23 protein-coding genes are annotated in these 24781 nt (G+C 28.5%); 18 read left to right on the forward strand and 5 right to left on the reverse strand.

What is annotated here, in order from left to right:
• Nucleotides 1-122: 122 nt before the first annotated feature.
• Genes BFN48_RS05515 through BFN48_RS05525 form a run of 3 tightly spaced genes read left to right on the forward strand, consistent with a single transcriptional unit; the run spans nucleotide 123 to nucleotide 3063 of the window.
• Nucleotides 123-1133 (forward strand): HlyD family secretion protein, encoded by a 1011-nt coding sequence (locus BFN48_RS05515; RefSeq protein ID WP_069649904.1) that lies wholly within the window; start codon nucleotides 123-125, stop codon nucleotides 1131-1133.
• Entirely contained in the window at nucleotides 1130-1933 is an 804-nt protein-coding gene (locus BFN48_RS05520) for an ABC transporter ATP-binding protein (RefSeq protein WP_069649905.1), read from the forward strand. The genes BFN48_RS05515 and BFN48_RS05520 overlap by 4 nt, the downstream gene beginning before the upstream one ends.
• Entirely contained in the window at nucleotides 1930-3063 is a 1134-nt protein-coding gene (locus BFN48_RS05525; protein ID WP_069649906.1) for an ABC transporter permease, read from the forward strand. Before BFN48_RS05520 ends, BFN48_RS05525 begins: the two co-directional genes overlap by 4 nt.
• Before the next feature lie 25 nt (nucleotides 3064-3088).
• On the opposite strand, the gene BFN48_RS05530 is transcribed toward BFN48_RS05525, so the two are convergent.
• Nucleotides 3089-4498: a peptidoglycan DD-metalloendopeptidase family protein gene (locus BFN48_RS05530; RefSeq protein ID WP_176718823.1), complete on the reverse strand. Its 1410-nt coding sequence runs from the start codon at nucleotides 4496-4498 to the stop codon at nucleotides 3089-3091.
• 276 nt (nucleotides 4499-4774) lie between these two features.
• On the opposite strand from BFN48_RS05530, the gene BFN48_RS05535 reads away from it, so the two are divergent.
• The 9 genes from BFN48_RS05535 (at nucleotide 4775) to BFN48_RS05570 (ending at nucleotide 15770) form a co-directional block, all read left to right on the forward strand.
• Nucleotides 4775-6127 (forward strand): tetratricopeptide repeat protein, encoded by a 1353-nt coding sequence (locus tag BFN48_RS05535; RefSeq protein WP_083238817.1) that lies wholly within the window; start codon nucleotides 4775-4777, stop codon nucleotides 6125-6127.
• 37 nt (nucleotides 6128-6164) lie between these two features.
• Nucleotides 6165-6299, forward strand: a complete 135-nt coding sequence (locus BFN48_RS12775) for a hypothetical protein (protein ID WP_278287308.1) — start codon at nucleotides 6165-6167, stop codon at nucleotides 6297-6299.
• A 163-nt stretch (nucleotides 6300-6462) separates the two neighbouring features.
• On the forward strand, nucleotides 6463-7488 hold the full coding sequence (locus tag BFN48_RS05540; protein WP_069649909.1) for a lysylphosphatidylglycerol synthase transmembrane domain-containing protein: 1026 nt from the start codon (nucleotides 6463-6465) through the stop codon (nucleotides 7486-7488).
• Nucleotides 7489-7645: 157 nt separating this feature from the next.
• Complete coding sequence (locus BFN48_RS05545) at nucleotides 7646-8356, forward strand: ABC transporter ATP-binding protein (protein WP_069649910.1); 711 nt, start codon at nucleotides 7646-7648, stop codon at nucleotides 8354-8356.
• Nucleotides 8356-10707, forward strand: a complete 2352-nt coding sequence (locus BFN48_RS05550) for an ABC transporter permease (RefSeq protein WP_069649911.1) — start codon at nucleotides 8356-8358, stop codon at nucleotides 10705-10707. Before BFN48_RS05545 ends, BFN48_RS05550 begins: the two co-directional genes overlap by 1 nt.
• Before the next feature lie 13 nt (nucleotides 10708-10720).
• On the forward strand, nucleotides 10721-11959 hold the full coding sequence (locus BFN48_RS05555; RefSeq protein WP_069649912.1) for an efflux RND transporter periplasmic adaptor subunit: 1239 nt from the start codon (nucleotides 10721-10723) through the stop codon (nucleotides 11957-11959).
• Nucleotides 11960-11963: 4 nt separating this feature from the next.
• The gene (locus tag BFN48_RS05560; RefSeq protein WP_069649913.1) at nucleotides 11964-12596 is read left to right on the forward strand and encodes a TetR/AcrR family transcriptional regulator; all 633 of its coding nucleotides are present in this window, start codon (nucleotides 11964-11966) and stop codon (nucleotides 12594-12596) included.
• A gap of 255 nt (nucleotides 12597-12851) precedes the next feature.
• Nucleotides 12852-14987 (forward strand): ribonucleoside triphosphate reductase, encoded by a 2136-nt coding sequence (locus BFN48_RS05565; RefSeq protein ID WP_069649914.1) that lies wholly within the window; start codon nucleotides 12852-12854, stop codon nucleotides 14985-14987.
• Nucleotides 14988-15083: 96 nt separating this feature from the next.
• Complete coding sequence (locus tag BFN48_RS05570; protein WP_069649915.1) at nucleotides 15084-15770, forward strand: anaerobic ribonucleoside-triphosphate reductase activating protein; 687 nt, start codon at nucleotides 15084-15086, stop codon at nucleotides 15768-15770.
• 29 nt (nucleotides 15771-15799) lie between these two features.
• Here the strand turns inward: BFN48_RS05570 and BFN48_RS05575 are convergent, their stop codons facing one another.
• Complete coding sequence (locus BFN48_RS05575) at nucleotides 15800-17770, reverse strand: methyl-accepting chemotaxis protein (protein WP_069649916.1); 1971 nt, start codon at nucleotides 17768-17770, stop codon at nucleotides 15800-15802.
• Nucleotides 17771-17931: 161 nt separating this feature from the next.
• On the opposite strand from BFN48_RS05575, the gene BFN48_RS05580 reads away from it, so the two are divergent.
• Nucleotides 17932-19302, forward strand: coding sequence for an aldehyde dehydrogenase (locus tag BFN48_RS05580; protein ID WP_069649917.1), 1371 nt, complete (start codon nucleotides 17932-17934; stop codon nucleotides 19300-19302).
• A 62-nt stretch (nucleotides 19303-19364) separates the two neighbouring features.
• Here the strand turns inward: BFN48_RS05580 and BFN48_RS05585 are convergent, their stop codons facing one another.
• From BFN48_RS05585 to BFN48_RS05595, 3 genes are all read right to left on the reverse strand, one after another.
• A complete protein-coding gene (locus tag BFN48_RS05585; RefSeq protein WP_069649918.1) occupies nucleotides 19365-19625 on the reverse strand; it encodes a hypothetical protein in 261 nt (86 codons plus the stop codon).
• Nucleotides 19626-19913: 288 nt separating this feature from the next.
• The gene (locus tag BFN48_RS05590; RefSeq protein WP_069649919.1) at nucleotides 19914-20705 is read right to left on the reverse strand and encodes an ABC transporter permease; all 792 of its coding nucleotides are present in this window, start codon (nucleotides 20703-20705) and stop codon (nucleotides 19914-19916) included.
• A complete protein-coding gene (locus tag BFN48_RS05595; RefSeq protein ID WP_278287309.1) occupies nucleotides 20698-21258 on the reverse strand; it encodes an ABC transporter ATP-binding protein in 561 nt (186 codons plus the stop codon). Before BFN48_RS05595 ends, BFN48_RS05590 begins: the two co-directional genes overlap by 8 nt.
• Before the next feature lie 46 nt (nucleotides 21259-21304).
• Here BFN48_RS05595 and BFN48_RS05600 point away from each other — a divergent pair, with 46 nt between their 5' ends.
• The 5 genes from BFN48_RS05600 (at nucleotide 21305) to BFN48_RS05615 (ending at nucleotide 24639) form a co-directional block, all read left to right on the forward strand.
• Nucleotides 21305-21823, forward strand: coding sequence for a hypothetical protein (locus BFN48_RS05600; RefSeq protein ID WP_069649920.1), 519 nt, complete (start codon nucleotides 21305-21307; stop codon nucleotides 21821-21823).
• 482 nt (nucleotides 21824-22305) lie between these two features.
• Nucleotides 22306-22452, forward strand: coding sequence for a hypothetical protein (locus BFN48_RS12410; RefSeq protein ID WP_176718825.1), 147 nt, complete (start codon nucleotides 22306-22308; stop codon nucleotides 22450-22452).
• Between the two features lie 123 nt (nucleotides 22453-22575).
• A complete protein-coding gene (locus BFN48_RS05605) occupies nucleotides 22576-22902 on the forward strand; it encodes a DUF1904 domain-containing protein (RefSeq protein WP_069649921.1) in 327 nt (108 codons plus the stop codon).
• A 337-nt stretch (nucleotides 22903-23239) separates the two neighbouring features.
• A complete protein-coding gene (locus BFN48_RS05610) occupies nucleotides 23240-23692 on the forward strand; it encodes a hypothetical protein (protein ID WP_176718826.1) in 453 nt (150 codons plus the stop codon).
• A 323-nt stretch (nucleotides 23693-24015) separates the two neighbouring features.
• Nucleotides 24016-24639, forward strand: a complete 624-nt coding sequence (locus BFN48_RS05615) for a hypothetical protein (RefSeq protein ID WP_069649923.1) — start codon at nucleotides 24016-24018, stop codon at nucleotides 24637-24639.
• Nucleotides 24640-24781: the final 142 nt, after the last annotated feature.

The raw sequence follows: 24781 nt of genomic DNA on the forward strand, positions 1-24781 counted from the left end.
TATTAGAAAAAAATACTAGCTAAATTTGACTAATATATATTTTGGAATATAATTATCATGTGAAATATTTTAGTTTAAAATTTCTAATTGCTTAAAATTATAATAGCTTTAGGGGGGGTTAGATGAAAGTAAGATTTTTATTATTTACTATATTGTTTGCAATTTTATTTATAGGTTGTAGTATACAAGAAAATAATGAGATTGTATATACAGGTTTTATAGAGGGAGATGAAATAGATATAAGTACTGAAGTAAGTGGAGTTTTAAATGATATTTTAGTTCATGAAGGAGAATCAATAAAAGAAGGAGACTTGATTGCTAAAGTTGATACAAAAAGTTTAAGTTTACAGCTTAAGCAAGTGGAAGCTGAATTGAAAATGGCAGAAGCACAGCTTGATAAAATAAAAGCAGGAGCAAGAAGTGAAGAAATAAGAAAAGCTGAAGTTAGTCTAGAAGAAGTTAAAGTACTGTTAGAAGGTGCAAAGGATGAGTATGAATATAGGCTCAAAAATTATAACAAAATAAATGACCTTTATAAAAATTCTGGTGCATCAGAACAGCAGGTAAGGGATGCAAAGGCCTTATTAGATAGCTCATATACAAAAGTTCAGAGTTTAGAAAAGAAATATTTACAATCAAAGACACAGCTAGAATTATTATTGAACGGACCTACTGTAGAGGAATTAAATATAGCAAAAGCAAAGGTTGAAAGTATAAATGCAAAGATAGAGCTTTTAAAATATCAAATATCAAAAGGAGATGTAGTTTCAACTGTAGATGGAGTTATACAGACAATAAATTATAATAAAGGAGAATTAGTATCTGCAGGTAGTAATATAGCGACAATTGTTGATTTAAACAACCTTTGGGTTAAGATTTACGTTCCTCAAAAGGAGCTTCACAAAGTTTCATTAAATCAAGAAGTGCTGCTTACATTAGATTATAAAGATAAGAAAATAAGAGGTAAGGTTGTATATATTTCTCCAGAAGCAGAATTTACACCTAGGAATGTTGAATCAAAAGAAAGTAAAGAAGAACTTGTTTTTGCTGTGAAGATTAAGTTGATAGATAAGCTTTCTGAATTGAAGCCAGGTATGCTTGTAGATGTTCATTTGGATGGTGACGTGAAATGACAGAAGAGTTTGCAGTATTGACAAGGAACTTAACAAAAAAGTTTAAAGGTGTTACTGCTGTAGATAAGATTGATTTAAAAATTCCAAAGGGAAAAATATACGGTCTGTTAGGTCCAAATGGAGCTGGAAAATCTACAACGATAAGAATGCTTTGTGGAGTTATAACGCCATCTAGTGGAGAAGGTAAAGTTTTAGGTTTTGATATATATAAAGAATCTGAAAAAATAAAGCATAATATAGGATATATGTCTCAAAGGTTTAGTTTATATGAAGACCTTACAGTATTAGAGAATTTATCTTTTTATGCAAGTATTTATTCATTACCTAAGAAGGTTAAGAACGAGAGAATGGCAGAGTTAATAAAGATGGCTGGACTTGAAGGTAAAGAAAAAACATTGGCAGCACATCTTTCAGGAGGTTGGAAGCAGAGATTAGCTTTAGGGTGTGCACTAATACACAAGCCAATGCTGTTAATACTGGACGAGCCTACTGCAGGAGTTGATCCGGTTTCAAGAAGAGTATTCTGGGAACTTATTTATAAATTAGCTGAGCAGGGTATAACAATTTTGGTTACAACTCATTATATGGATGAAGCTGAAAGCTGTGATGAAATAGCATTTATATTTAGTGGTAAAATATTAGCTACTGGTACTCCAAAAGAAATTATAAAGAGTAGAAATGTTAAAAATTTAGAAGATGCTTTTATAAGTTATGTAGAAGAAGAAACTGGGCAGAAAGTAAATTCATCCTTTAACGAAATGAGATTTATCCACAGTGGGGAAGTGGGTGAAAGAAAGTGAGCCTAAATAGATTATTATCGATAGTCAAGAAGGAGTTTATACATATAAAAAGAGACAAAGCAAGCCTAGGAATTGCATTAGTTATGCCTGTTATGTTTATGCTTATTTTTGGATATGCGGTAAATACTGAGGTTGATGATATAAGTATGGCAGTATATGATCAAGATAAAACCCAAGAAAGTAGGGAACTTATAGAGAAATTTGCACAGTCAAATTATTTTAAACCTAATATTTATGTAAATAGTATTAAAGATATTGAAAGACTAATTGATTCTGGAGATGTTAAGTCAGCAATAGTCATATCAGCAGGTTTTTCAAAAGAATTAAAAAGAGGTAAAAGTCCTCAAGTACAGTTGATTATTGATGGAACTGATCCTACAGTTGCTAGAACAGCACTTCAAAGCGGTCTATTGATTTCTAAGATTTATTCCATTAAGATACAGCAAAAAAATTCAAAGCTCAGAGGAATGACTGCACAGATTTTAGGTGGAATAGATATGAGAACTAGGGTATGGTACAATCCAAATTTAGAGACTCCAAAATTCACCATTCCAGGACTTATAGGACTTATTATGCAAAACATAACAGTAATGCTGACTGCATTTGCACTTGTAAGAGAAAAGGAAAAAGGAACTATAGAGCAGCTGATTGTAACTCCTGTTAAATCTTGGGAATTAATATTAGGCAAGATGATACCATACATTCTTATTGGTTCATCTGAATTCTTGATAGCACTATTTTTTGGTTCGTATTGGTTTAATGTACCTGTACGAGGTAATTTACTGCTATTGATTGCGTTAGGATTTGGTTTTGTTATATGTGCATTGGCTATTGGAATGCTTGTATCTACTGTTGCTAAAAATCAGCTTCAAGCTATGCAAATGGCTTTTTTGTTTTTATTACCTAGCGTGTTATTATCGGGATTTGTTTTTCCAAGAGAGGCTATGCCTAAGATAATTCAGTTTATTGGCTATTTTATACCGCTTACGTACTTTTTAAAGATTTTAAGAGGTATAATATTAAAGGGAATAGGTATGGATTATTTATGGAGAGAAGTGTCTATTTTATCTGCAATGGGTATTTTGCTTTTACTTGTTGCATCATTTAGATTTAAGAAGAAATTAGATTAAAAAAGGAAGGTTTCAAAACCTTCCTTTATTTACCATAATAACCTTTTAAATATTTTAATGGGTCTAATAGTTTACCGTCTTTATGTATTTCAAAATGAACGTGGGGGCCAGTGCTTCTACCTGTATTGCCTGATAATGCTATTTTTTGTCTTCTGGCAACTCTATCACCTTTTTTAACAAGTAATTTGCTATTGTGTGCATAATATGTTTCATATCCGTTTTCGTGGTCTATTATTACAATTTTCCCATAACCAGATTTCCAGCCTGAATAAGTAACAACACCAGGCATTATTGCATATACTGGTGTTCCAACTGGAACGCCGGCGTCAATACCATCATGATGCCTTCCCCATCTCATACCAAATCTTGAAGTAACTATACCTTTACCCTCAGGTAAGAATGCGACTAATAAATTATCTTCTGGTAATCTTTTAGTACCCTGAACTATTATCTTTACTTCTGGTTCTTCTAATACTTTTTCAGATATTATTTCTTTACTATCAATTTGCCCATTTACAGTTATAATTTTTGCAGTTATTTCTTTTTTTCCTAGTTTACCACTTTTCTTAACTAGGTATATATTTCTATAAATACTTGAGTCTTTTTTTACAACTACTTTATACGGAATGTTTTTTTCGTAAGTTTTAGTATAATCAACTATAACAGTTAAAAAAGGTTTTGGTACAATTAGATTGATTTTATCTCCAATATGTATTAGTTCTGGATTTATACCTGGGTTAGCTTTGACAATATCATTGACTGACATTTTATAGTTTTTTGCTATTGTCCATAGATTATCGCCCTTTTTAACTTCGTATATTTTCTCTTCAGTTGTACCGTTGAGTAGGTATTTAATAGTGTCTTCGTAGCTTAGTATTTTATCTGGACTTATTTTTACAGGAATAATTTTTACATCTTCTATTATTTCGACGCTATTAAGTACAATTTTATCACTGCTTATATCAGGTATGTACATTGATTTGATATCATCTAATATTTTTTTTGCTTCATCTTTAGTGCTAAGATATACTATTTTTTCACCATTTATAGATATACAGTAGCTTTCTACTTCGTATTTTAAGTTATCAATAATTCTTTTTTTGAGCAAGTCTAAAGGTGTTATTTCATTATTATTTATAGCAACTTCAGTGAAAGAGAATTTGTTATTATCAATGTATATTTCAGTATTATCTATCTGTTCAATTTCTTCTTTTATTTTATTAACTAAATTATTTATAATATCCTTATTTTTTACAAATCCAATGTCGATATTATTTATAGAAACTTTGTAAGCAGTAATGTTTTGATTTGCTGAAACAGTTACAGAGTTATTGTTGTTTTTGACTATGACGGTAAATATTAAGATTAGAGATAAAAGTGTTAAAATAGAAGCTATTAGAATATTTCTTTTGTTTGCAAATAACTTAGAAAACATACCATTATTCCACTCCCCCATATAATATGCTACCAATTATATTTTATCAGAAAATTTTGGTAAGTTAAAGGACAAGTCGATAGTAAGTTTAAATACTATTTACACTTAGAAATATAAATGATAGACTAATGAAAAATAGTTAGTTAATTGCAAATTAGGGTAAATCAATAATAGAACAAAATCTTCGATTCAAACAAATTAAGGAAGATTTTGTTGAAATCCATTACGGAAATTATATTTTAAATCAGTGAAAATTAACAAGGCATATAATTTCCTATGGATTATAAAGTCTTAATTATTGACTATGAGGGGATTGATAGAGTGTACATTTTGGAAGATACCATTTTACCTACCCATGAAAAGATTAAAGCAATAAGAAAGTTTTTGAAGATCAATCAAAAAGAGTTGGCAGGAGATGGTATTGACAGAAGTTTGATTAGTTATATAGAGAATGGTAAGGTTAAACTGAGTAATGAAACTGCTAAAGTTCTAGCTAACAATTTAAGAAAGATATTACAAAGAAAAAACTTAGACTATCAAGTTGATGCAGATTATCTTTTAGCTGATGAAAAAAAGCAGGTTTCTTACAAGTTAAACACGATTATAGAGATTTTAAAAACTAAAATAAAAAATTCATCAAGTGAGTTTTTAAAAGAACTTTATATAGCTGAAGAGTTATTAAGAAAATGGGATATTCCTTCGAAAAAAGCAGCTATTTATGATTTAGCTGGGGATTATTTTTTTACTAAGTTAAATTATCATAAAAGCAAATTCTATTATATGAAGGCTATAGGCAATTATTTTAGATTAAATGATTTTAGAAAATTGGCTAACGTTTGCACAAAGGTAGGGAGATGTTTATTAAAAAGAGGAGATTATGAAGGGGTTATTAGTTTGAATGAGTATGCTTTATCTATTATGGAAGATTTTAAAGTATTAGATAAGAGCCTCAGAAAACGTATTTTATTTAACAATTCATTAGCTTTATATAAAATAAAATCGTATGAAGAAAGTTTAAATTGTTTGGATAAGCTTGTATCAGAATTTAAAATTTCACAAAATTCCAACTATATGGATGTTCTGCTGCTAAAAGGGAATATTTATATTGAAATTGGAAGATTTGAAGAAGGTCTTAAAATATATAAGCAGCTATTAGATTTATCTAAGAAAAATGATAATTTGGAGAAAATGGCTTCAGCTTATAATAATATGGGTGAAGTATATTATAAATTAAAAGATATTGATAAATCAATTGAGTTTTTAGAGAAAAGTTTAAGGATAAGAAAAGAAATAAATAGTATATATTTAATTTCTACTATTAAATCATTTATTGATAAATTATTTGAAGTTGGCAAGTATAGTAAAGCAAAAAAGTATTTATTGGAATTATCAGATATTGCAAAGAATAAAGGGGATATGTCTTTATTAATAGAAACATACTGTAAGCTGATAGATATTTTTATCGTGAGTTCAGTAAGTATAGAGGATAAAAGTATAATAGATGAGATGGTAAAATTTATCAATAAAAATGATGAAGTAAAGGGAATAGAGGTATTAATTGTTAAATTATGCAAATATCTTGTGGATAAAGATATATATAAGATAAGGGATTTATTTAGTAAATCTTGACAGTGTTAGGTTAATACGAGGTGAAGGGGGGATTTTAATGAAAATAAAAAGGCTACTTATTTTACTTATAGTCATATTAACATTGATTATTAATATTGGAACTAGTATAGGCTATTGTGATTTAGATGATCCTGAACCATGGTCTGTAGAAACAGGAACTCTCCAGAATTGATTTTGGAGGGTTTTTTAGATGGAGTAAAATACAACAGTTTAGTCTAATATTAGAAATAATTGCAAAAAAGTTGTATATATTTTCAGAAAGTAATAAAATATTTATAAACGGTTTAAAATGGAATTAGTAATAAAATGAAAAACTAAAAGGTTAGGAGAAGTCTATGAAAAGGCAAATCTTAAACTATCTTTTGGTAGCGATTTTAATAGTAATTACAATATCTTTAATATTGGGAGAAAATAGGATAACGGAAATACCTTTATTATTATTAAAAATAAATAAAATATATCTCTTAATAGGTATGTTATGTATGGTCTTTTATTGGGTAATTGATGGATTGATAATATATTATTTAACAAAAATGATTAATTCGAAATCAAGTTTATTAAAATCAATAAAATTTACTATGATTGGGCAGTACTATAATAATATTACACCATTTTCAAGTGGTGGTCAGCCTGCACAGATTTATGTAATGGCTAATGAATCTATACCTATTGGAATATCAACATCTATTTTATTAGTCAAATTTATTATATTTCAAATTGTTGTAACATTATTTTCTGTATTTATGTTTATCATTAAGTTAAGTTTTATTTATAAGAATTTAAAAATGATATTACCTTTTTTTGCAATAGGTATTGTTATAAGGCTTTTTGGAACAATAGCTTTGATAACTTTATTTTTTAATCAAAATACTACTAAGAAGTTGATAAATATTGTTCTATATTTACTACATAAAGTTAAAATCATAAAAAATTTAGAAAAAATTGTACTTAGTTTTGAAGAACACTTAAATGAATATATGATAGGTATTGATAAGATTAAGGAAAATAAAAGAATTTCACTAGAAATATCATTTCTTACACTTGTTCAAATAACCGTATATTTTAGTATAACTTACTTTATATATCTGTCTATGGGATTTAATAAAGCTTCACTTTTGGATATTATTTCAATACAGTCGCTATTAGATGTTGCAGTTTCATATATGCCTACTCCTGGTAGAGTAGGAACTTCTGAAGGTGGATTTTATTTGTTTTTTAAAGGATTCTTTGGAGCAGCTATGCTGCCTTATGCTATATTCTTATGGAGGATGATAACATATTATTTGAATGTAGCAATAAGTGGAATAATTACTTTAGTGGATTTTTTAAAGAGAAAAAACAATAGAGCTTTTTCTGATTAAAGCTGAAAGGGTTACCTTTCAGCTTTTACTATTTTAATTTTCAATTTTAAATTTTCTCTTGCGTTCACTGTAGATTAAAGTATTGACTACATAGTTAATAAATGGTAAAATAGTTATGAATTGACCAGGTGGTCAAAGGAGTGATAGGGGTGAGAGAATGCATAATGAAATAATTATGAAAGTAAGAAATTTGAGTAAGTTTTATCAAATGGGTGAAGTTCAAGTAAAAGCCCTGCAGGATGTATCTTTTGATATTTATGAGGGAGAATTTGTAGTAATTTTAGGTCCGAGTGGTTCAGGTAAGAGTACTTTATTAAACATACTAGGTGGGATGGATAAGCCGACAAAAGGTAAAGTTTTCTTAAGAGATGAAGAAATTACTAGCTATAATGAAAAACAGTTAACTGAGTACAGAAGAGAAAAAATAGGCTTTGTATTCCAATTTTATAATTTAATGTCTAATTTAACTGCTAAAGAGAATGTTGAACTAGCTACAGAAATCTGCAGTAGACCTTTAGATATTGATCAAATATTAGAAGATGTAGGTCTTGGAGATAGAAAAAATCATTTCCCATCTCAAATGAGTGGAGGAGAACAGCAAAGAGTTGCAATTGCAAGAGCAGTTGCTAAAAATCCATTAATTTTATTATGTGATGAACCAACAGGAGCATTAGATTTTAAAACAGGAATATCAATTCTTTCACTATTAAACAAAGTTAATAAAATTTATAAAAAAACAGTTGTAGTTATAACGCACAACTCACCGATTGCCAACATGGCAGATAGAGTAATAAAGATGAGAAGTGGAAGAATTTTAGAAAATAGAGTTAATCCTAATCCAGTTGAGCCTGAAAGGATTGAATGGTAATGAAAAAACTTAATTTAAAGCTTTTAAGAAGTATTAAAAATTCAAAAGGGCAGTTTATTGCTGTAACTTTAGTTATTATTGTTGGGCTTACAGTATATACAGCTCTAAGCATGGCAGCAGTAAATTTAGAAAGTACCATAAATTATTATTATGACATAACTAATTTTGCAGATCTATATGTACAAGTAGTTAAAGCACCAGAAAAAGCTATTGACAATCTAAAGAAGATGAAGGACATTGAATTTGTCGAAGGTAGAATAGTTTTTGATGTACCTATAAAAGTAAGAGATAAAGATGAAAGAGTTAAGGTAAGAATAATTTCTAAACCAGATGAAATTAATGGTATTAATTCACTTTATATGATGAGAGGAGAAAATATTGATAACAAATATAAAGATTGCTTAGTGATAAAACAATTTGCAGATGCCAGAAAAATGAAAATAGGAGATATCCTAAAGCCACAAATATCAGGCAAAACTTACAATTTATCTATAAAGGGTGTAGTAAGTAGTCCAGAATACATTTATCTAATGGAAAATGAGCAGAGCTTTTTACCTTCACCAAAAAAATTCGGAGTGATGTATGTAACTAAAGAATTTGCACAAGATAGTTTTGGTTTTAGAGGGAATTATAACGAAATAATAATAAAAGCAAAAAAGGGAGTAAATTTAAACAATTTAAAGAAAAAAATAGAGAATGAACTAGATAAATATGGAGTGAAAAGAATTATAACAAAAGATGAACAATTAAGTAATTGGGCTGTTTCTGAAGAAATTAAAGGTTTAAGGCAATCCTCAAGTACAATTCCTTTAATATTTTTAGGAGTAGCTGCAATAATTATGGCTGTAATGCTGTCAAGAATGGTGAGAGCAGAAAGGACATCAATAGGAGTGTTGAAGGCACTTGGATATACAAATATTCAGTTAATATTACACTATACAAAATATTCATTACTAGTAGGTTTTATCGGTGCTATATTTGGTGTTATTTTAGGAACTATACTTTCAGGGTATATGGCAAAGATGTATATTAAATTTTTTAATATACCAATGCTTAAGATGAATTTTTATTACAAATATATGGTATCAGCTGTTGTTCTTTCGATGATTTTTTGTATTATAGCAGGATTATGGGGAGGAAAAAAAGTTTTAAAAATTCTTCCAGCAGAATCTATGAGACCAGAGCCACCGAAATCTGGAGGTAGAATTTTCATTGATAGAGTAAGTGTACTATGGAGTAGGTTGACATTTACATGGAAAATGGTATTAAGAAATATATTTAGAAATAAAAAAAGATTTATTTTTATAACTCTAGGGATAGCTCTAACATATAGTGTGACTTTTCTACCTTTGAGTGCTAGAGATGCTTTTGTATCAATGTTTAGTACTCATTATGGTGAATTCCAGAGAATGGAGTATAATATAAGTTTTAGTAAGCCATTAAATAAAAAGGTCATAAAAGATATAAAAAACATTATAAATGTAGATCATATTGAGCCTAAAATAGAATATCCGTTTGAAATTGAATATGGGCATAAAAGTAAAGTTGTAAACATAATTGGTCTTCAAAAAGATACTAGATTTTATAAATTTACTAACATTGATGGTGATGTTATATCTTTAAAAGATAGAGGTATTTTCCTGACCGAAGGGTTAGCTAAGTATTTAGGAGTAGAAGTTGGTGATAATGTAAAAATAAAGAATTTTATTCCAGACAAAGAAGATGTATATTTGCGTGTTTCAGGCATAATAAAACAATCACTTGGTATAAATGGATACATGAATATAGATGAAATGGAAGAAAAATTGGTAGATAATAATGTGATAACAGGTGTGTATTTAAATTCTGATGATAATGTAAAGAGTAAGCTAGAGAATATGAGTAATATTACATCTATTCAATCTTTACAAGATATGAAAGATGTTTTTAAGCAGTTTTTAGATTTAACTATGTATTCAGTTAGTTTAATGACACTTTTTGGTGGAGTTTTAGGTTTTGCTATAGTATATAATTCAACGGTAATGAGTATTAATGAAAGAAGATTAGAGTTTTCATCACTTAGAGTAATGGGATTTTCTAAAAGAGATATTTATAATATGCTTTCCCGAGAAAATAGGGTTATGACGATTTTGGGGATAATAATCGGATTGCCAATTGGTCAGTATATGATAAGGATGTTAGAAGAAGTATATAGTACAGAAATGTATACTATGGATGTTCAAACTTCATTATTGACGTATATAGGAGCTATTTTATTGACAATGCTATTTGTTACATTAGCTCAATTATTTACTCTAAGGAAAATTAATAGATTAGATTTTATTGAAGCACTGAAAAATAGAATTTCATAGAGGGGGTCCTAAAATGAAGAAAAAGGGTTTAATAATAGGTGTAATAATTATATTAGTTATTTCTGCTTTTGTTATTGCTAACTCTATAGGAAAGGCTAAAGAAGCAGAAGTATATAAGGTAAGTAAAGGTGATATTGTTGAATATATTGATGAAACAGCACAAGTTAAGTCTGAGAGTGATAGAATGATATATTCAAAAATAATGGGTGATGTTGATGAAATTAAGGTCGAAGTAGGAGATAGAGTTAAAAAAGGTGATATATTAGTAATAATTAACACAGATAATATAGAACTTGAAATTAAAAGTTTAAAAGCTAGATTAGAAGCTTTAAAAGCAACATATAAGGAGGCAGTAAAGGAACCAGACAAGGAACTAATAAATCAAGCTGAAGCTAGAGTGCGTTCAGCAAAAATTTTACTAGATGAGGCTATGAGAAATTATGAGAATAGCAAAAAGTTATACGAAAGTGGTGCTATAAGCTTTGACCAATATAAAACTGCTCTTGATAATTTGAATTTACAGAAAGAATCATTACAAATAGCTGAAAATGAACTGGAGCAAATAAAAAAAGGAGTGTCTTCCAATATTAAAGAACAATATTTAGCTCAAATTAGAGAGTTAGAATATCAAATAGATAAATTATATAGAACAAGAGATGATTATTTTATTAAATCACCAGTTGATGGAATGATATTAGATTTGAATATTAAAGAAGGGGATTATTTGCAAATAGGGACTCCTGTACTGGAGATAGGAGATAATGAGGATATTTATCTACAGGCTGATGTATTAGTAGATGAAATAGATAAAATAAATAAAGATACTCAGGTTATTGTTTATAGTGATGAGCTTAACATAAATGGATCTGGGAAAGTAAAAAAGATATATCCAAAGGCATTTAGCAAAATATCTGATTTAGGTATAGAACAAAAAAGAGTAAAGGTTGATATAGATTTATTGACAAAAATACCAACTTTAAAAGTTGGATATGAGGTAGATGTAAAATTTGTTGCAGATAAAAGACAAAATGTAATAGTTGTTCCAGAAAGTGCAGTTTTTGACTTTGAGGGAGAAGATTATGTTTATGTAGTTGAAGAGGATACAGCGAAACTAAGGAAGGTTAATTTAGGTCTTAAGAATGATGATGTTGTAGAAGTTATTTCTGGTTTAAAAGAAGGTGACTTAGTAATACTATCGCCAGACAAGGAGATTAAAGAAGGGACGAAGATAAAGCAAATTAGGAAGGAGTAATAACTTGTCAAGTAAATTTGAAAGATTACCTAAAGAGAAGAAAGAAAAAATAATTAATATTTGCATTGAGGAATTTGCAAAAAATGGATATGAAAAGGCATCAACAAATAAAATAGTTGAAAGAGCTGGCATATCAAAAGGTATTTTATTTCACTATTTTGGAAGCAAGAAAAAATTATTTCTTTATGTATTTGATTATGTTCTAAATGATGTAGAAAAAAAGTTTGATGAGTATATTAAGGAAGAGAATTCAGGAGATGTTTTTGACAGGGTGCTAAAATGGAGTTTGATGGAGATTAAGTTTGCTAGCGAATATCCAGTAGTATATAATTTTTTAGTGAAGGTTTTTATTTCACCTCCTGAAGAGTTAGAAGAAGAAATTAAAGTAAGATATTATCAAAAATATAATAAGTACTTGAAAATTCTTATGGAGAATATTGATACTCGAAAATTTAGAAATGATATTGATATAAATAAAGCTATTGAAATTTTACTCTTTACCTTGGAGGGTATTATAAAAAGATTTACTGTAATGTATAAGGGTAGAGAGGATGAAGTTATAAAAGATATAAATAAGATGATGATTGAATTTGAAGAATATATAACTATTTTGAAATTGGGTTTTTATAATCCATAGGAAATTATAATTTGATAATCCCTAAGCAGTAATTTTGCTTAGGGATTTGTATATTTTTTGACGAAATGATTATATAAGGATAGATTAAAAAAAATAAAGAAAAGTATAGTTCTGTTTTACTAACTTTATTTATTTATAAATCTAAGTTTAAAGTCTGATTGAAAAAAAGTAGTTATTATTTTAAAATGGTATATGTATATATACTATATATATGTATTAATTAAGGATACACCACAATATAAAGGGGTTGATTACTTGGTAGCTCGAGTTCAGAAACGGAACGGAAACATTGTTGATTTTGACATTCAAAAAATTGAGAATGCAATTTTTGCTGCTGCAAAAGCTGTAGGGGGAGATGATAGGGAAGAGGCAAGAAGATTAGCTGAGATGACAGCTAACATATTGGAAGAAGCTTTTGGTGCTGGGATACCTACTGTTGAGGACATACAAGATATTGTTGAGAAAGTGCTTATAGAAGAAGGGCATGCTAAAACAGCTAAGGCGTACATATTATACAGAAAAAAACATGAAGAATTAAGAGATGTTAAAAATCTTTTCATGGATGCGGAAAAGATGATTGAAGAATATGTATCTTTAGAAGACTGGAGAATTAATGAAAATGCAAATATGGGATTCAGTTTACAGGGGCTAAATAATCATATTGTTGAATCTATAACTAAGAAGTATTGGCTTAATAAAATTTATAGAAAAGAATTAAGAGATGCTCATATTAACGGAGATTTACATATACATGATTTAGGTTTATTGGCTCCATATTGCTGTGGTTGGGATCTTGAAGCACTATTGATTCATGGGTTTAAAGGTGCATCTGGAAAGATTGAGTCTAAGCCTGCGAAACATTTCCAATCATTTTTAGGACAGATTGTGAACTGGCTGTATACTTTACAGGGGGAGGCTGCTGGGGCACAAGCTGTGAGCTCGCTTGATACTTACGCTGCACCATTTATCTACTATGATGGATTAACTTATGAACAGGTTAAAAAAATAGTACAGAGTTTCGTTTTCAACTTAAATATACCAACTAGAGTAGGTTTTCAGACGCCATTTACTAATATAACTTTAGATATTACACCTCATCCTATGCTTAAAAATATGCCTGTTATAATTGGTGGTAAACGCATGGAAAAAACTTATGGAGAATTTCAAAAGGAAATGGATATGTTTAATAAGGCGCTTTGCGAAGTTATGATGGAAGGAGACGGTGCTGGAAGAAGTTTCAGCTTCCCGATACCTACAATAAATATAACAAAGGATTTTCCATGGGACTCTGAGGTTGTAAACTTAATTATGGAGATGACTAGAAAGTTTGGTACTCCTTATTTTGCTAATTTTATAAATAGTGAAATGTCGCCTGAAGATGTTAGAAGTATGTGTTGTAGACTTAGATTAGATAACCGTGAATTAAGAAGAAGAGGTGGAGGGCTGTTTGGAGCTAATCCTTTGACAGGTTCTATAAATGTAGTAACATTAAATATGGCTAGAATAGGTTACTTATCAAATAACAAGGAAGAATTCAAAACAAGAGTTAGAGAGCTTATGGAATTAGCCAAAGAGATATGCGAAACAAAGAGAAAAGTATTAGAAGGGTATATGGAAGCTGGATTGTATCCATATTCTAAATTCTATTTACAGAGTATTAAGGATGCAGAAGGGGAGTATTTTAAAAATCACTTTAGTACAATAGGGCTTAATGGAATGAATGAAGCTTGTGTAAACTTATTGGGTAAAGATATAACTACTGAAGAGGGAAATGAATTTGCAATTGAAATAATGGAATTTATGAATAAAGTAATTCAAATTTTCCAGGAAGAAACGGGAAGCTTATGGAATTTAGAAGCTTCGCCTGCTGAAAGTGCATCATATAGATTTGCAAGAATGGATAAAAAGCTTTATCCAAAGATATTTACTCAAGGAGATAAAGAGCCGTATTATACAAATTCAACTCAACTTCCTGTAGGTCATACAAAAGATATTTTTGAAGCTGTTGAATTACAAGATAAATTACAGAGTTTATATACTGGAGGAACAGTTTTTCATGGCTTTATAGGAGAAGAAATTGAGAGTGTTGAGGTAGTTAAGACTTTAATAAAGAAAGTGTTTGAAAATAGCAAAATTCCTTATTTTACAATAACACCGACATATAGTATTTGTCCTGAACATGGTTATATAAGTGGAGAACATTTTAACTGTCCAGAATGTGGAAAAGAAGCTGAGGTATGGACTAGGGTTGTTGGTTTTCACCGTCCAGTCCAGTCATGGAATAAGGGTAAAAAAGAGGAATATAAAGATAGATTAGAATTTGATGCGAATTATAGTATACTAAACGATAGGGTTAAAGATGATAATTCTTTAATTGCGATTGGTGGATAATGTGAAAAGTTTTATGAAAGTTTATGCTTTTCGTTTTAAATTTGGCGAATAGCGAATGACGAACGACCAATGACGATAATTATAGAGGGTGCTATTATGAATTTTAAAGGATTACAAAAATCTTCTTTTATTGATTACCCTGATAAAATTTGTACTGTATTATTTACAGGAGGATGCAATTTTAGATGTCCATTTTGCCATAATTCTTCGCTTGTTAAAAACGAAGGAGAATTTATTTTAGAAAGAGATATATTAGAGTTTTTAAAAAATAGAAAGAAAATGGTAGATGCTGTGTGTATATCTGGTGGAGAACCGACTTTACAGAAAGGATTAGTAAGTTTCATAAAAAAAGTAAAGGATATAGGATATCTCGTAAAACTTGATACAAATGGAACTAATCCTAATGTAATTGAAAAGCTTTTAGATTTAAGATTAATAGATTATATAGCGATGGATGTTAAAGCTCCCTTATCTAAATATAGTAGTGTGGCTGGTGTGATGGTAGATATAAATTCAATACAGGAAAGCATTAGATTGCTTAAAAATAGCAACATTGATTATGAGTTTAGGACTACTGTATGTAAAGAATTATTAGCTCAAGATGATATTTTAGAGATTTCAAAAAATATCAGTGGGGCTAGAAGATATATTATCCAGAATTTTAAAGATAGAGAAACAGTATTAGCTGGACAAGGAAGATTTACATCTTATTCAAGGCAAGAGTTATTGGAAATAGAAAAAAAGATACAAGGTTTATTTGATGAAGTAAAAATAAGATTTTAAAAAAAGAATGGCTTTGTGCCATTCTTTTTTTAAAACTTAAATTTTCTTACTTCTTCTTCAAGGTTAAGAGAAAGTTCAGCTAATTCTTGTGCTGCAGCAGATATTTGTTGAACTGAAGCTGATTGCTCTTGAGTTGAAGCTGCTACTTCTTCAGCACTTGCAGCTGATTCTTCTGAAACAGCTGATATACTTTGAATTTCATCTACCATATTATTAGTTTCATCTTTAACCTTTTCAATAGCTTCAGCAATATCATTAACCTGATTTAATATTCTATTTATAGAATCAGAAATTTGATAAAATGCATCAGTTGTATTTTGGCTAAGACTTTCTTGTTCTTTAAAAATTTCTAATGTATCTCTTGTAACTGATACAACATTTTTTATGTCATTGATCATATCTGTTAATATACTGTTTATTTGTTCAACAGAATCTTGAGATTGTTCTGCTAATTTTCTTATTTCATCGGCAACGACGCTGAATCCACGTCCTGCTTCGCCTGCTCTGGCTGCTTCTATAGAAGCATTTAAAGCTAGTAAATTTGTCTGTTCTGAAATAGAGCTTATAAGATTTGTTATCTGACTAATTTTCTCAGATTTTTTATTTAGGTTTTCTATTGAATTAGAAACATTTCTAATTGATTCAGCACTTTGTTTAAGTTTGCTATTTTGATTATTAATTATTTCAATTCCACGGTCAGCTAATAATTTGGATTCATTTGATAGTTTAGCAGATTCTATTGATTTATCAGAAATAGTTTCAATAGATTTTACTATTTCATTAACAGAATTAGATGTATTTTCAATGCTAGTAGCTTGTTCGCTGCTACCAGAAGCAAGTTCATCAATTGCTACAGCTATCTGATCTGATATTTCACTGACTTGAGATGAAGATTCTGAAAGATCTAACGCTGCTTTATTAACTTTTTCAGAAGCTATATTGATGTTATTTAATAAATTTTTAAGGTTATTATTCATTTCTTTAAAAGCAAAAGCTAGTTTCCCTATTTCATCTTTGCTTTTTATATCTATATTTTGAGTTAAATCTCCTTCAGATAATCTGTTAGCAAAAAAGACTAATTTTGCTATTGGTTTTGTTATACTCAATGAAAATACGTATCCAATTGCTGATGCAGCTAAAATAATTATAATTGTTGTTATAAATGTAAATAATCTGACATTATTAAGTGGTGCAAAAGCTTCTTTATAAGGTTGCTGAACTATTACTCCTCCATTAAGAATAGGTACAGGTCTATATGAACCATAGTATTTTATACCATCAATTTTATATGTTGTAGTTCCGATTTTATTTTTAAGAACTTCTTTTACAGGAGCTATATCAGAATATGATTTCCTTTCTTCAACTATATTTTTATTTGGATGAGCAAGTATTTTACCTTCAGAATCTACAACAAAACCGAAACCTGTTTTACCAATAGTTATTTCTTTTCTAAACTTTTCAATAGAACTTAAATCTACAAAAGCACCTAAAATAGCTGTTATATTGTTGTTACTATCAAAAATAGGGGTTGCTATTACAATAGAAGGTTTACCAGTGATGCTTGAAATCAAAACATTACTTATTACTGTTTTCTTTTTTTCTTTTACATCTTTTATGTACTGACGTTTAGATAAATCTGAATAGATAGTTTTACCATCGGACCTTGCTATTTGATAACCTTTTAAATTGGTTACAAATAGTAAAGAAAGGTCTTTTTGCTTAGCTTGAATGGATTTTAATATTTTAGTTTGTGAGTCTCTGTCTAAAGAAGTAATACCCTCAAGGTTAGAAATTGATTCTAATAATTTAATTTTTTCGTATAGAAATGTTTCAATTTGATTTGATAAAATTTTAGATAGATTACTACTAGTATCTTCTAACTCATGTAAAATAACATCTTTCTGATTAAAATAAGAAATTAATCCAGATGCTGCTGAAGATAAAAATACTAGTGTGATAATTACAAGAATAAGTTTTGTTTTTAGCTTTAGATTTTTCAATTTAATCCTCCTAACATATCAAATGTTACACAATATCAAAAATATTCGACAAAATATTAGTAAATCCTTCAAGTGGTTTGAAAAAGATTAATTTACTTTTTTATGGGTAATATGTATATTAATATAGAAAGTTTTTCTATTATAGATGAGGGGAGTTTAGTATGGAGGAAATAAAAAAAATAATTGATAAACAGAGAGAATATTTTAGAAAAGGTATTACTTTAGATATAGATTTTAGAATTAATATGTTAAAAGTATTGAGAAGAGCAATAATAGAAAATGAAAGGCTGATTTTAAAGGCTTTAAAAGAGGATTTGAAAAAGTCCGATTTTGAGGGGTACGAAACAGAGATAGGAATTGTATTAGATGAAATGAGATATGTTATAAAAAATTTAAGATCTTGGGCTAAACCTAAAAAGGTAAAAACTCCAATAACTCAATTTATATCAAATAGTTACATTTATTCAGAACCTTATGGCGTAACTTTGATTATTGCTCCTTGGAACTATCCGTTTCAACTAGTGATGGCTCCACTTATAGGTTCTATTTCTGCTGGAAACTGTTCTATTATAAAACCTTCTGAGTATGCTCCTTATACTTCTAAAATAATTTCTAAAATTATTTCGGAAAACTTTGAAGAAGAATTTATAGCTGTAGTTGAAGGGGGAATTGAGGTAAATAAGGCTCTTCTTAAAGAAAAGTTTGATTATATTTTCTTTACAGGTAGTGTTAATGTAGGCAAAATTGTAATGGAAGCTGCTTCAAAGTATTTAACACCTGTTACACTAGAACTAGGTGGAAAAAGTCCATGTATAGTAGATGAAGATGCAGATATTGATTTAGCTGCAAAAAGAATTGTATGGGGGAAGTTTTTAAATGCTGGACAGACTTGTGTAGCTCCTGATTATCTATATCTTCACAAGAATATAAAAAACCATTTTATAAAGAGTGCTGTTAAGTTTATAAAAGGATTTTTTGGAGAAAATCCTTTAAAAAGTGAAGATTATACAAGAATCATTAATATAAAGCACTTTAATAGATTAAAAAATCTATTGAAAGATGGAGATATATTATATGGTGGAGATTTTGACGAAGAAAAACTATATATTGCACCGACAATAATAGATAATGTAACTTGGGAAGATTCTGTAATGCAGGAAGAGATATTTGGACCTATTTTACCTCTATTGGTGTTTGAAGAATTAGATGAAGTAATAGAAACTGTTAATATACATCCTAAGCCTTTAGCTTTATATTATTTTTCAAATGATAAAGAAAAGCAGGAACGTGTAATAAAAGAGATTTCTTTTGGTGGAGGGTGTATAAATGATACTATAGTGCACCTTGCTACACCTTATCTTCCTTTTGGTGGTGTTGGTAATAGTGGCATGGGTAGCTATCACGGTAAAGCGAGTTTTGATACTTTTTCACATAAAAAAAGTGTTTTAAAAAAATCTAATTTGATAGATATTCCTCTTAGATATCCACCATATAAAGGTAAGATTAACTTATTAAGAAAGATATTAAAGTAATTAAAAGCAACCAAATTTTGGTTGCTTTTATGCTTAATAATTTGTTTAAATCGAAGATTTTGTTATTTTTTATATCTAAATGGATGAACAGTAGAAATTTCGTAGTTAAAGTTAAATAGTTCTGGATAGTTCATATAAAAGTCACCGTTTATAGTGGAAGAAGTATGAGTATAAGGCATTGTATTTTCTCCACTAGTAATATTAGTATATCCTTCTGGTGTTATATCAGTGTATAATGCCCCCATTTGTTCTTTTACTTCAGCTATATTTTTCAATTCAACAGGTTCAGGGGCTTGTAAGTTGTTATTTTTTGTTTTTTTCATACTTCACACCTCAACTTTTAAAATTAAGAACAAAATTTTTGATAAAATAAATTAAAGAAGATTTTGATGAAATCCATTACGGAAATTATATTTTAATTATCTACAATTTAATAATGTATATAATTTCCTATGGATTATAAGAATTTAATAAGGTCAGGATTATTCCTGACCTTTATTTTTTTGAATAACTTATAACTTTTAACTAAATCTTTATATTTATTCTTTGCACAATAGAAAAAAAATATACTGAATATTTACAGCAAATTAGAAATAAATTAGATTTATTATCTATTGTTTCCATTTCATGAATTTATTTTCAATAAACGCAACTCCTTGATACATTACAGCAGCGAGTATTGCTAAAATGAATACATTTATCATTACTAAATCTAATTTAAATACTTGAAAACCATATACAATTAAATAGCCGATACCTGCTTTTGATACTAAGAATTCTCCAACAATAACTCCGACCCAAGATAGACCAATGTTAATCTTTAAAGAACTAATCATTGTAGGTACACTTGCAGGTATTATGACTTTTTTTAATATTTGAAATTTAGTTGCGCCAAAGGTTTTTAACATTCTTATTTTATCTTCGTCTACTTCTTTAAAGCCGTTATACACATTCATGATAGTTATGATAATAGATACAGCAATTGCAGTTGCTATAATACCAGTATATCCAGCACCAACCCAAAGTATTAAAATTGGTGCTAATGCGGTTTTAGGTAAACTATTTAATACTACAAGATACGGGTCTAATACTTTTGAAATAAAATCTGACCACCATAGAAGTATAGCTACTAGAATACCTAGTATAGTTCCGATAGTAAAACCAAATACATTTTCCATAACAGAAATTCCTATATGCTCAAATAGAGAACCGTTTTTCAAGAGCTTTATAAACAAGTTCCAGATTTCAGATGGATAACTTGTAAGGAATGTATCTATCCATCCTAGTCTGGCTGAAATCTCCCATAAAACCATGCAAACAATGATTATTGCAATTTGAGTAATTTTAATAGTCATTTTTCTCTTTTTAAGTTTTTTGATATATTCTTCATGCTCTTTAGACATGAATATCCAGCTCCTTCCATATTTTATTGAAGTAGTACCTAAATTCAGGAGCTTCTCTACTTCGCATAGGTGTTCTAATACCATCTGGGCAGGTTAATTCAATATTAACTATATCTTTAATTGTTGCTGGTCTTTTAGATAATACTACAACTCTGTCTGCTATAGATATAGCTTCTGCTATATCATGCGTAACCATTATTGCAGTTTTTTCTTCTTTTTTCAGTATAGTTCCTATTTCATCTGCAATAGCAAGTCTAGTTTGATAATCGAGAGCAGAGAAAGGTTCATCTAAAAGGAGAATATCAGGTTTTACAGCCAATGTCCTAATTAAAGCAGCTCTTTGTCTCATGCCACCTGAAAGCTGGCTTGGGTAATGGTGTTTAAAATCTCCTAGTCCATATGTATCAAGGAGCTTTTCTACATATTTTTTTGTTTCTTTGTTTACTTTTTTCTGTATTTCTAATCCAATTAAAGCATTACCTAAAATGGTTCTCCATTCAAACAAATGGTCTCTTTGAAACATATAGCTTATTTCTTTATTTGTCTTTTTCAACTTTTTTACCATTAATAACTTAGAAAGTTCTAAAAGGAGGTAAATTTTGATAGATAGAAGATTGTGGATTTTAAGAATTGCACTAGTTATTTTGTTAATTATAATGACTCTTTTTTATTTATATATTCAACCAATTCATATTAATAAGCGATTTCAAGCAATAAGGTATTCAACTATTAATAAAGAATTTTTAAATATTAATTTAGATGAAATAAATGAATATACACATGTAAAGGCAAATATCAATTGGAATTTTTATACTATAATTGATGGATTAAAATTTCATAAATATTTTCAAGGTAAAATATCAATTTATGAAGGTAGATCTGAAAACATCATATATGTGTATAAAGCATACTTAGGAAATGACAATGTATATAAGGGAGAAATTTTTTTAAAAGGTCAAGGCTCAACTAAATCAGGTTTAATATTTATTGATGCTAGCGGAAATGAAATTAAAAAAATTCTTGTATTTTATCATATAGGTCCTACTACTTATGAACTTATTTCAATACCATCGGAAACTATAAACCAAGCCTTTGAAGTATATAAATTTTTCTATTAATTATAATATTTCGTATTATACAGAATAGTTTAAATATACTATATAAGACCTAAAAAAAGGAAACGATAGAACCATCCCATTGTTTCTATGAAAAACAACTAAATAAATCAAAACATTTAAAAGTTTTTTTAAGAAGTGATAACCTCTTTGGAGGTGTAGAGATGAGGGGAATAAAGATAGTTTTCATATTTGTATTTATAATCAGTCTTAACATCAGGGTACACAGAGATTATTCCAATTGGCGAAGGAGTAAAAGCTTTTATAGGCTGGGATTACAAAGGAAATAGTTTTTATGGAACAGACTACTTAATGACCAAGGAATGATGTTATGAAAGGAGTTTAAAATATATGAATAAAATTGAGTATTAGAACAAAATCTTCGAATAAATTAAATAAATTATAAATTAAGGTAGATTTTGTTGAAATCCATTACGGAAATTATATTGAATTTATCTATAATTCAATGAAGTTTATAATTTCCTATGGATTATAAAATAATAACTATTATTGGCGTAGGTATTACAGTCAGTTCTATGATTAATGTCTTAAAATTCCCACAAATACTTACTTTTGCAATAGGTATAGGTTTAATAGCAGGAGGGTTGTTGGCATATAAAGGTAATAGATAAAACTTATTATGGGAACTATTACTTTATTTTCTGTGAAATGATGTATAAAAATAAAAGGTTTTAAAAGATCTAAATAATTGTATAATTTATATGTGCAAATATATATAGAAGGGAAGGGAGCTTATGCCACATATAAGAGTGAGAGGAATGGAATTAGATCAGTTAAAAAAGGTGAGCAAGGAGATGATAGATGATCTACAAAATATTATAGAGTGTCCTAGGGATTATTTCACATTGGAATATATACATAGTACATTTATTTTTGATGGAGAAGTTTCAAAAGGATATCCTTTTATTGAAGTATTATGGTTCGATAGAGGACAAGAAGTACAGGATAGAGCAGCAAGTGCAATAACTGATAGAGTGAAGAAATTTGGTTATGAAGATGTATGTGTAATATTTACTGATTTACCAAAGCACAAATACTATGAAAACGGACAACATTTTTAAAAACTAATGAAAAACATATGCAACAAAAAGTCGTCAATCTCTAATAATACAAAAACCCTTAGTGATTGACGACTCTTTGTTTTTTGGAATCAGAATAGCTATAGCATAGTATTTTCAATGGTTTAAAGTATATTTATAAGCAAGGAATATATAGATAAAAACAAAACCTGAAATAAAGTACGATAATAATAGAGACTTTTAGACAAAGGAAAATTGAAATTAGTAAAGAAATGTTAATTATAGAATTTGTAGTTTGATAAAGGGATTTGTAAATTCTGAATTAACATATTTAAGGGGGATTTGTGTTGAAAAAAATAGTTTTTTTCTTATTTTTATTATGATTAGTTCATTGGTTTTAAATATATATTATTACATGCAAATAAAAGAATTACGTTCAATTACTTATAACATGTTTACGAAAAGTCTTGATTTAACAAGTTCTTTTCTTAAGCCTGATAAAGTACCTTCTAAATTATGTTTGATTGGAATATCATATATAGATTTTTTGATGAGTAATGATAATACTTATAGTTTTATTAAAGAGTTACGCCCTGGATCCAACTGGAGATTAGTTGCTGAAAGTATATATGAATTTAATTTAAACCAAAAGAAAATGACAAATGTGGATGTTGAATATTTGAAAAAACAAAGCGAAATATTTGATGAATTACATAAACTTTTCATTAGAAACAATTATAAAACAATTAATAGAACTGAAACTAAGGAATTGTTTGGAAAATTGGTAGAAAATGCAAGAGAATATTTCGATAATAAAATGAAAAACTATTAATTTTCAAAAACAAAACGGTTCTTTTTCTTTATTACTACTGTAATAGTGCATGATGAAGAGCCTAGACGATTGGCTAGTATTAGAAATTATAATTTCTTATTTAGGTGTATATTCAAGAGTAGAAAATATTATATAAAACACGATTTTCGATGGTTGCAAGATGCTGTTGGAAGATATACTGATGTTAATAGAACTATTTACTAATTTTAATAGTTATTATTATGGTAGAAAAATAAAATTAAGTTAAAATCAAGCAATAGTTCATAATATAGAATTTGAAAACCTTAATAAGGTTAATTTTTCTATTAAAGGGGGCAAAATAAGTGCAACATAAAAGAATTAAGTTACTGTTAGTGTTATTACCAATATTTATCTTAACTAATTGTACGGTAAAAAATTTAGAAGCGAATATTAGGCAAATTAAGTTTAATGACATAAAATTTGTTGAAGATTATAATCATATAAAGAAAAGATTAAAACTAAGTGATAATACTAAACTACAAAATTTATTTTTAACTTTGAATAATGATTATTATATAACTCTTTTACAGTATGAATTAATTGATTTTGATAAAATAAATGACAAATATAAAATCTATCATATAAGTTTAATTAAAAAAGGTAATAAATATGAAATATATACTTCAGAAGGTAATCTTTGTTTGCAGTATGATCAATTAATAGATGCAAAAAAATTTTTTCATATCATTGAAAACATCGATATAACTAAAATAATAAATGACAATAGTTCATTATACTACGATATATATGCCACTGGGAAATATGATATTGATGCAACTCACTCAGATAAAATATATATTATTGAAAAAAATGAAGTGAGAAAAGCAGATTACAAGGCTGATATTGAAGGATATTATATTGATGTAACAGATGATAAAAGTGCATACAGGCGTAGATATTTCTTCGGCAAAACTTTAGAGGAGTAGAGTGTTTTGGATTATTCTAGTATATATATACTGTTGAACAATTCTACACTTGTTCTAAACTATGAGAAAATCTAAATGCTTTAACACATGATACTAGCTATTGAATATGCAGAAAAAATGGCACTATAATTAGCTTGACCCG

This window comes from Caloranaerobacter ferrireducens, assembly GCF_001730685.1.
Classification (GTDB): Bacteria; Bacillota; Clostridia; order Tissierellales; family Thermohalobacteraceae; genus Caloranaerobacter; species Caloranaerobacter ferrireducens.

What these genes read in the sequence shown, in the direction of transcription:
- BFN48_RS05515 (WP_069649904.1), top strand. Translation starts at nt 123, where the DNA reads ATGAAAGTAAGATTTTTATTATTTACTATATTGTTTGCAATTTTATTT.
- BFN48_RS05520 (WP_069649905.1), top strand. Translation starts at nt 1,130, where the DNA reads ATGACAGAAGAGTTTGCAGTATTGACAAGGAACTTAACAAAAAAGTTT.
- BFN48_RS05530 (WP_176718823.1), bottom strand. Translation starts at nt 4,498, where the DNA reads ATGTTTTCTAAGTTATTTGCAAACAAAAGAAATATTCTAATAGCTTCT.
- BFN48_RS05535 (WP_083238817.1), top strand. Translation starts at nt 4,775, where the DNA reads ATGGATTATAAAGTCTTAATTATTGACTATGAGGGGATTGATAGAGTG.
- BFN48_RS12775 (WP_278287308.1), top strand. Translation starts at nt 6,165, where the DNA reads ATGAAAATAAAAAGGCTACTTATTTTACTTATAGTCATATTAACATTG.
- BFN48_RS05540 (WP_069649909.1), top strand. Translation starts at nt 6,463, where the DNA reads ATGAAAAGGCAAATCTTAAACTATCTTTTGGTAGCGATTTTAATAGTA.
- BFN48_RS05545 (WP_069649910.1), top strand. Translation starts at nt 7,646, where the DNA reads ATGCATAATGAAATAATTATGAAAGTAAGAAATTTGAGTAAGTTTTAT.
- BFN48_RS05550 (WP_069649911.1), top strand. Translation starts at nt 8,356, where the DNA reads ATGAAAAAACTTAATTTAAAGCTTTTAAGAAGTATTAAAAATTCAAAA.
- BFN48_RS05555 (WP_069649912.1), top strand. Translation starts at nt 10,721, where the DNA reads ATGAAGAAAAAGGGTTTAATAATAGGTGTAATAATTATATTAGTTATT.
- BFN48_RS05570 (WP_069649915.1), top strand. Translation starts at nt 15,084, where the DNA reads ATGAATTTTAAAGGATTACAAAAATCTTCTTTTATTGATTACCCTGAT.
- BFN48_RS05580 (WP_069649917.1), top strand. Translation starts at nt 17,932, where the DNA reads ATGGAGGAAATAAAAAAAATAATTGATAAACAGAGAGAATATTTTAGA.
- BFN48_RS05585 (WP_069649918.1), bottom strand. Translation starts at nt 19,625, where the DNA reads ATGAAAAAAACAAAAAATAACAACTTACAAGCCCCTGAACCTGTTGAA.
- BFN48_RS05590 (WP_069649919.1), bottom strand. Translation starts at nt 20,705, where the DNA reads ATGTCTAAAGAGCATGAAGAATATATCAAAAAACTTAAAAAGAGAAAA.
- BFN48_RS12410 (WP_176718825.1), top strand. Translation starts at nt 22,306, where the DNA reads ATGGATTATAAAATAATAACTATTATTGGCGTAGGTATTACAGTCAGT.
- BFN48_RS05605 (WP_069649921.1), top strand. Translation starts at nt 22,576, where the DNA reads ATGCCACATATAAGAGTGAGAGGAATGGAATTAGATCAGTTAAAAAAG.
- BFN48_RS05610 (WP_176718826.1), top strand. Translation starts at nt 23,240, where the DNA reads ATGATTAGTTCATTGGTTTTAAATATATATTATTACATGCAAATAAAA.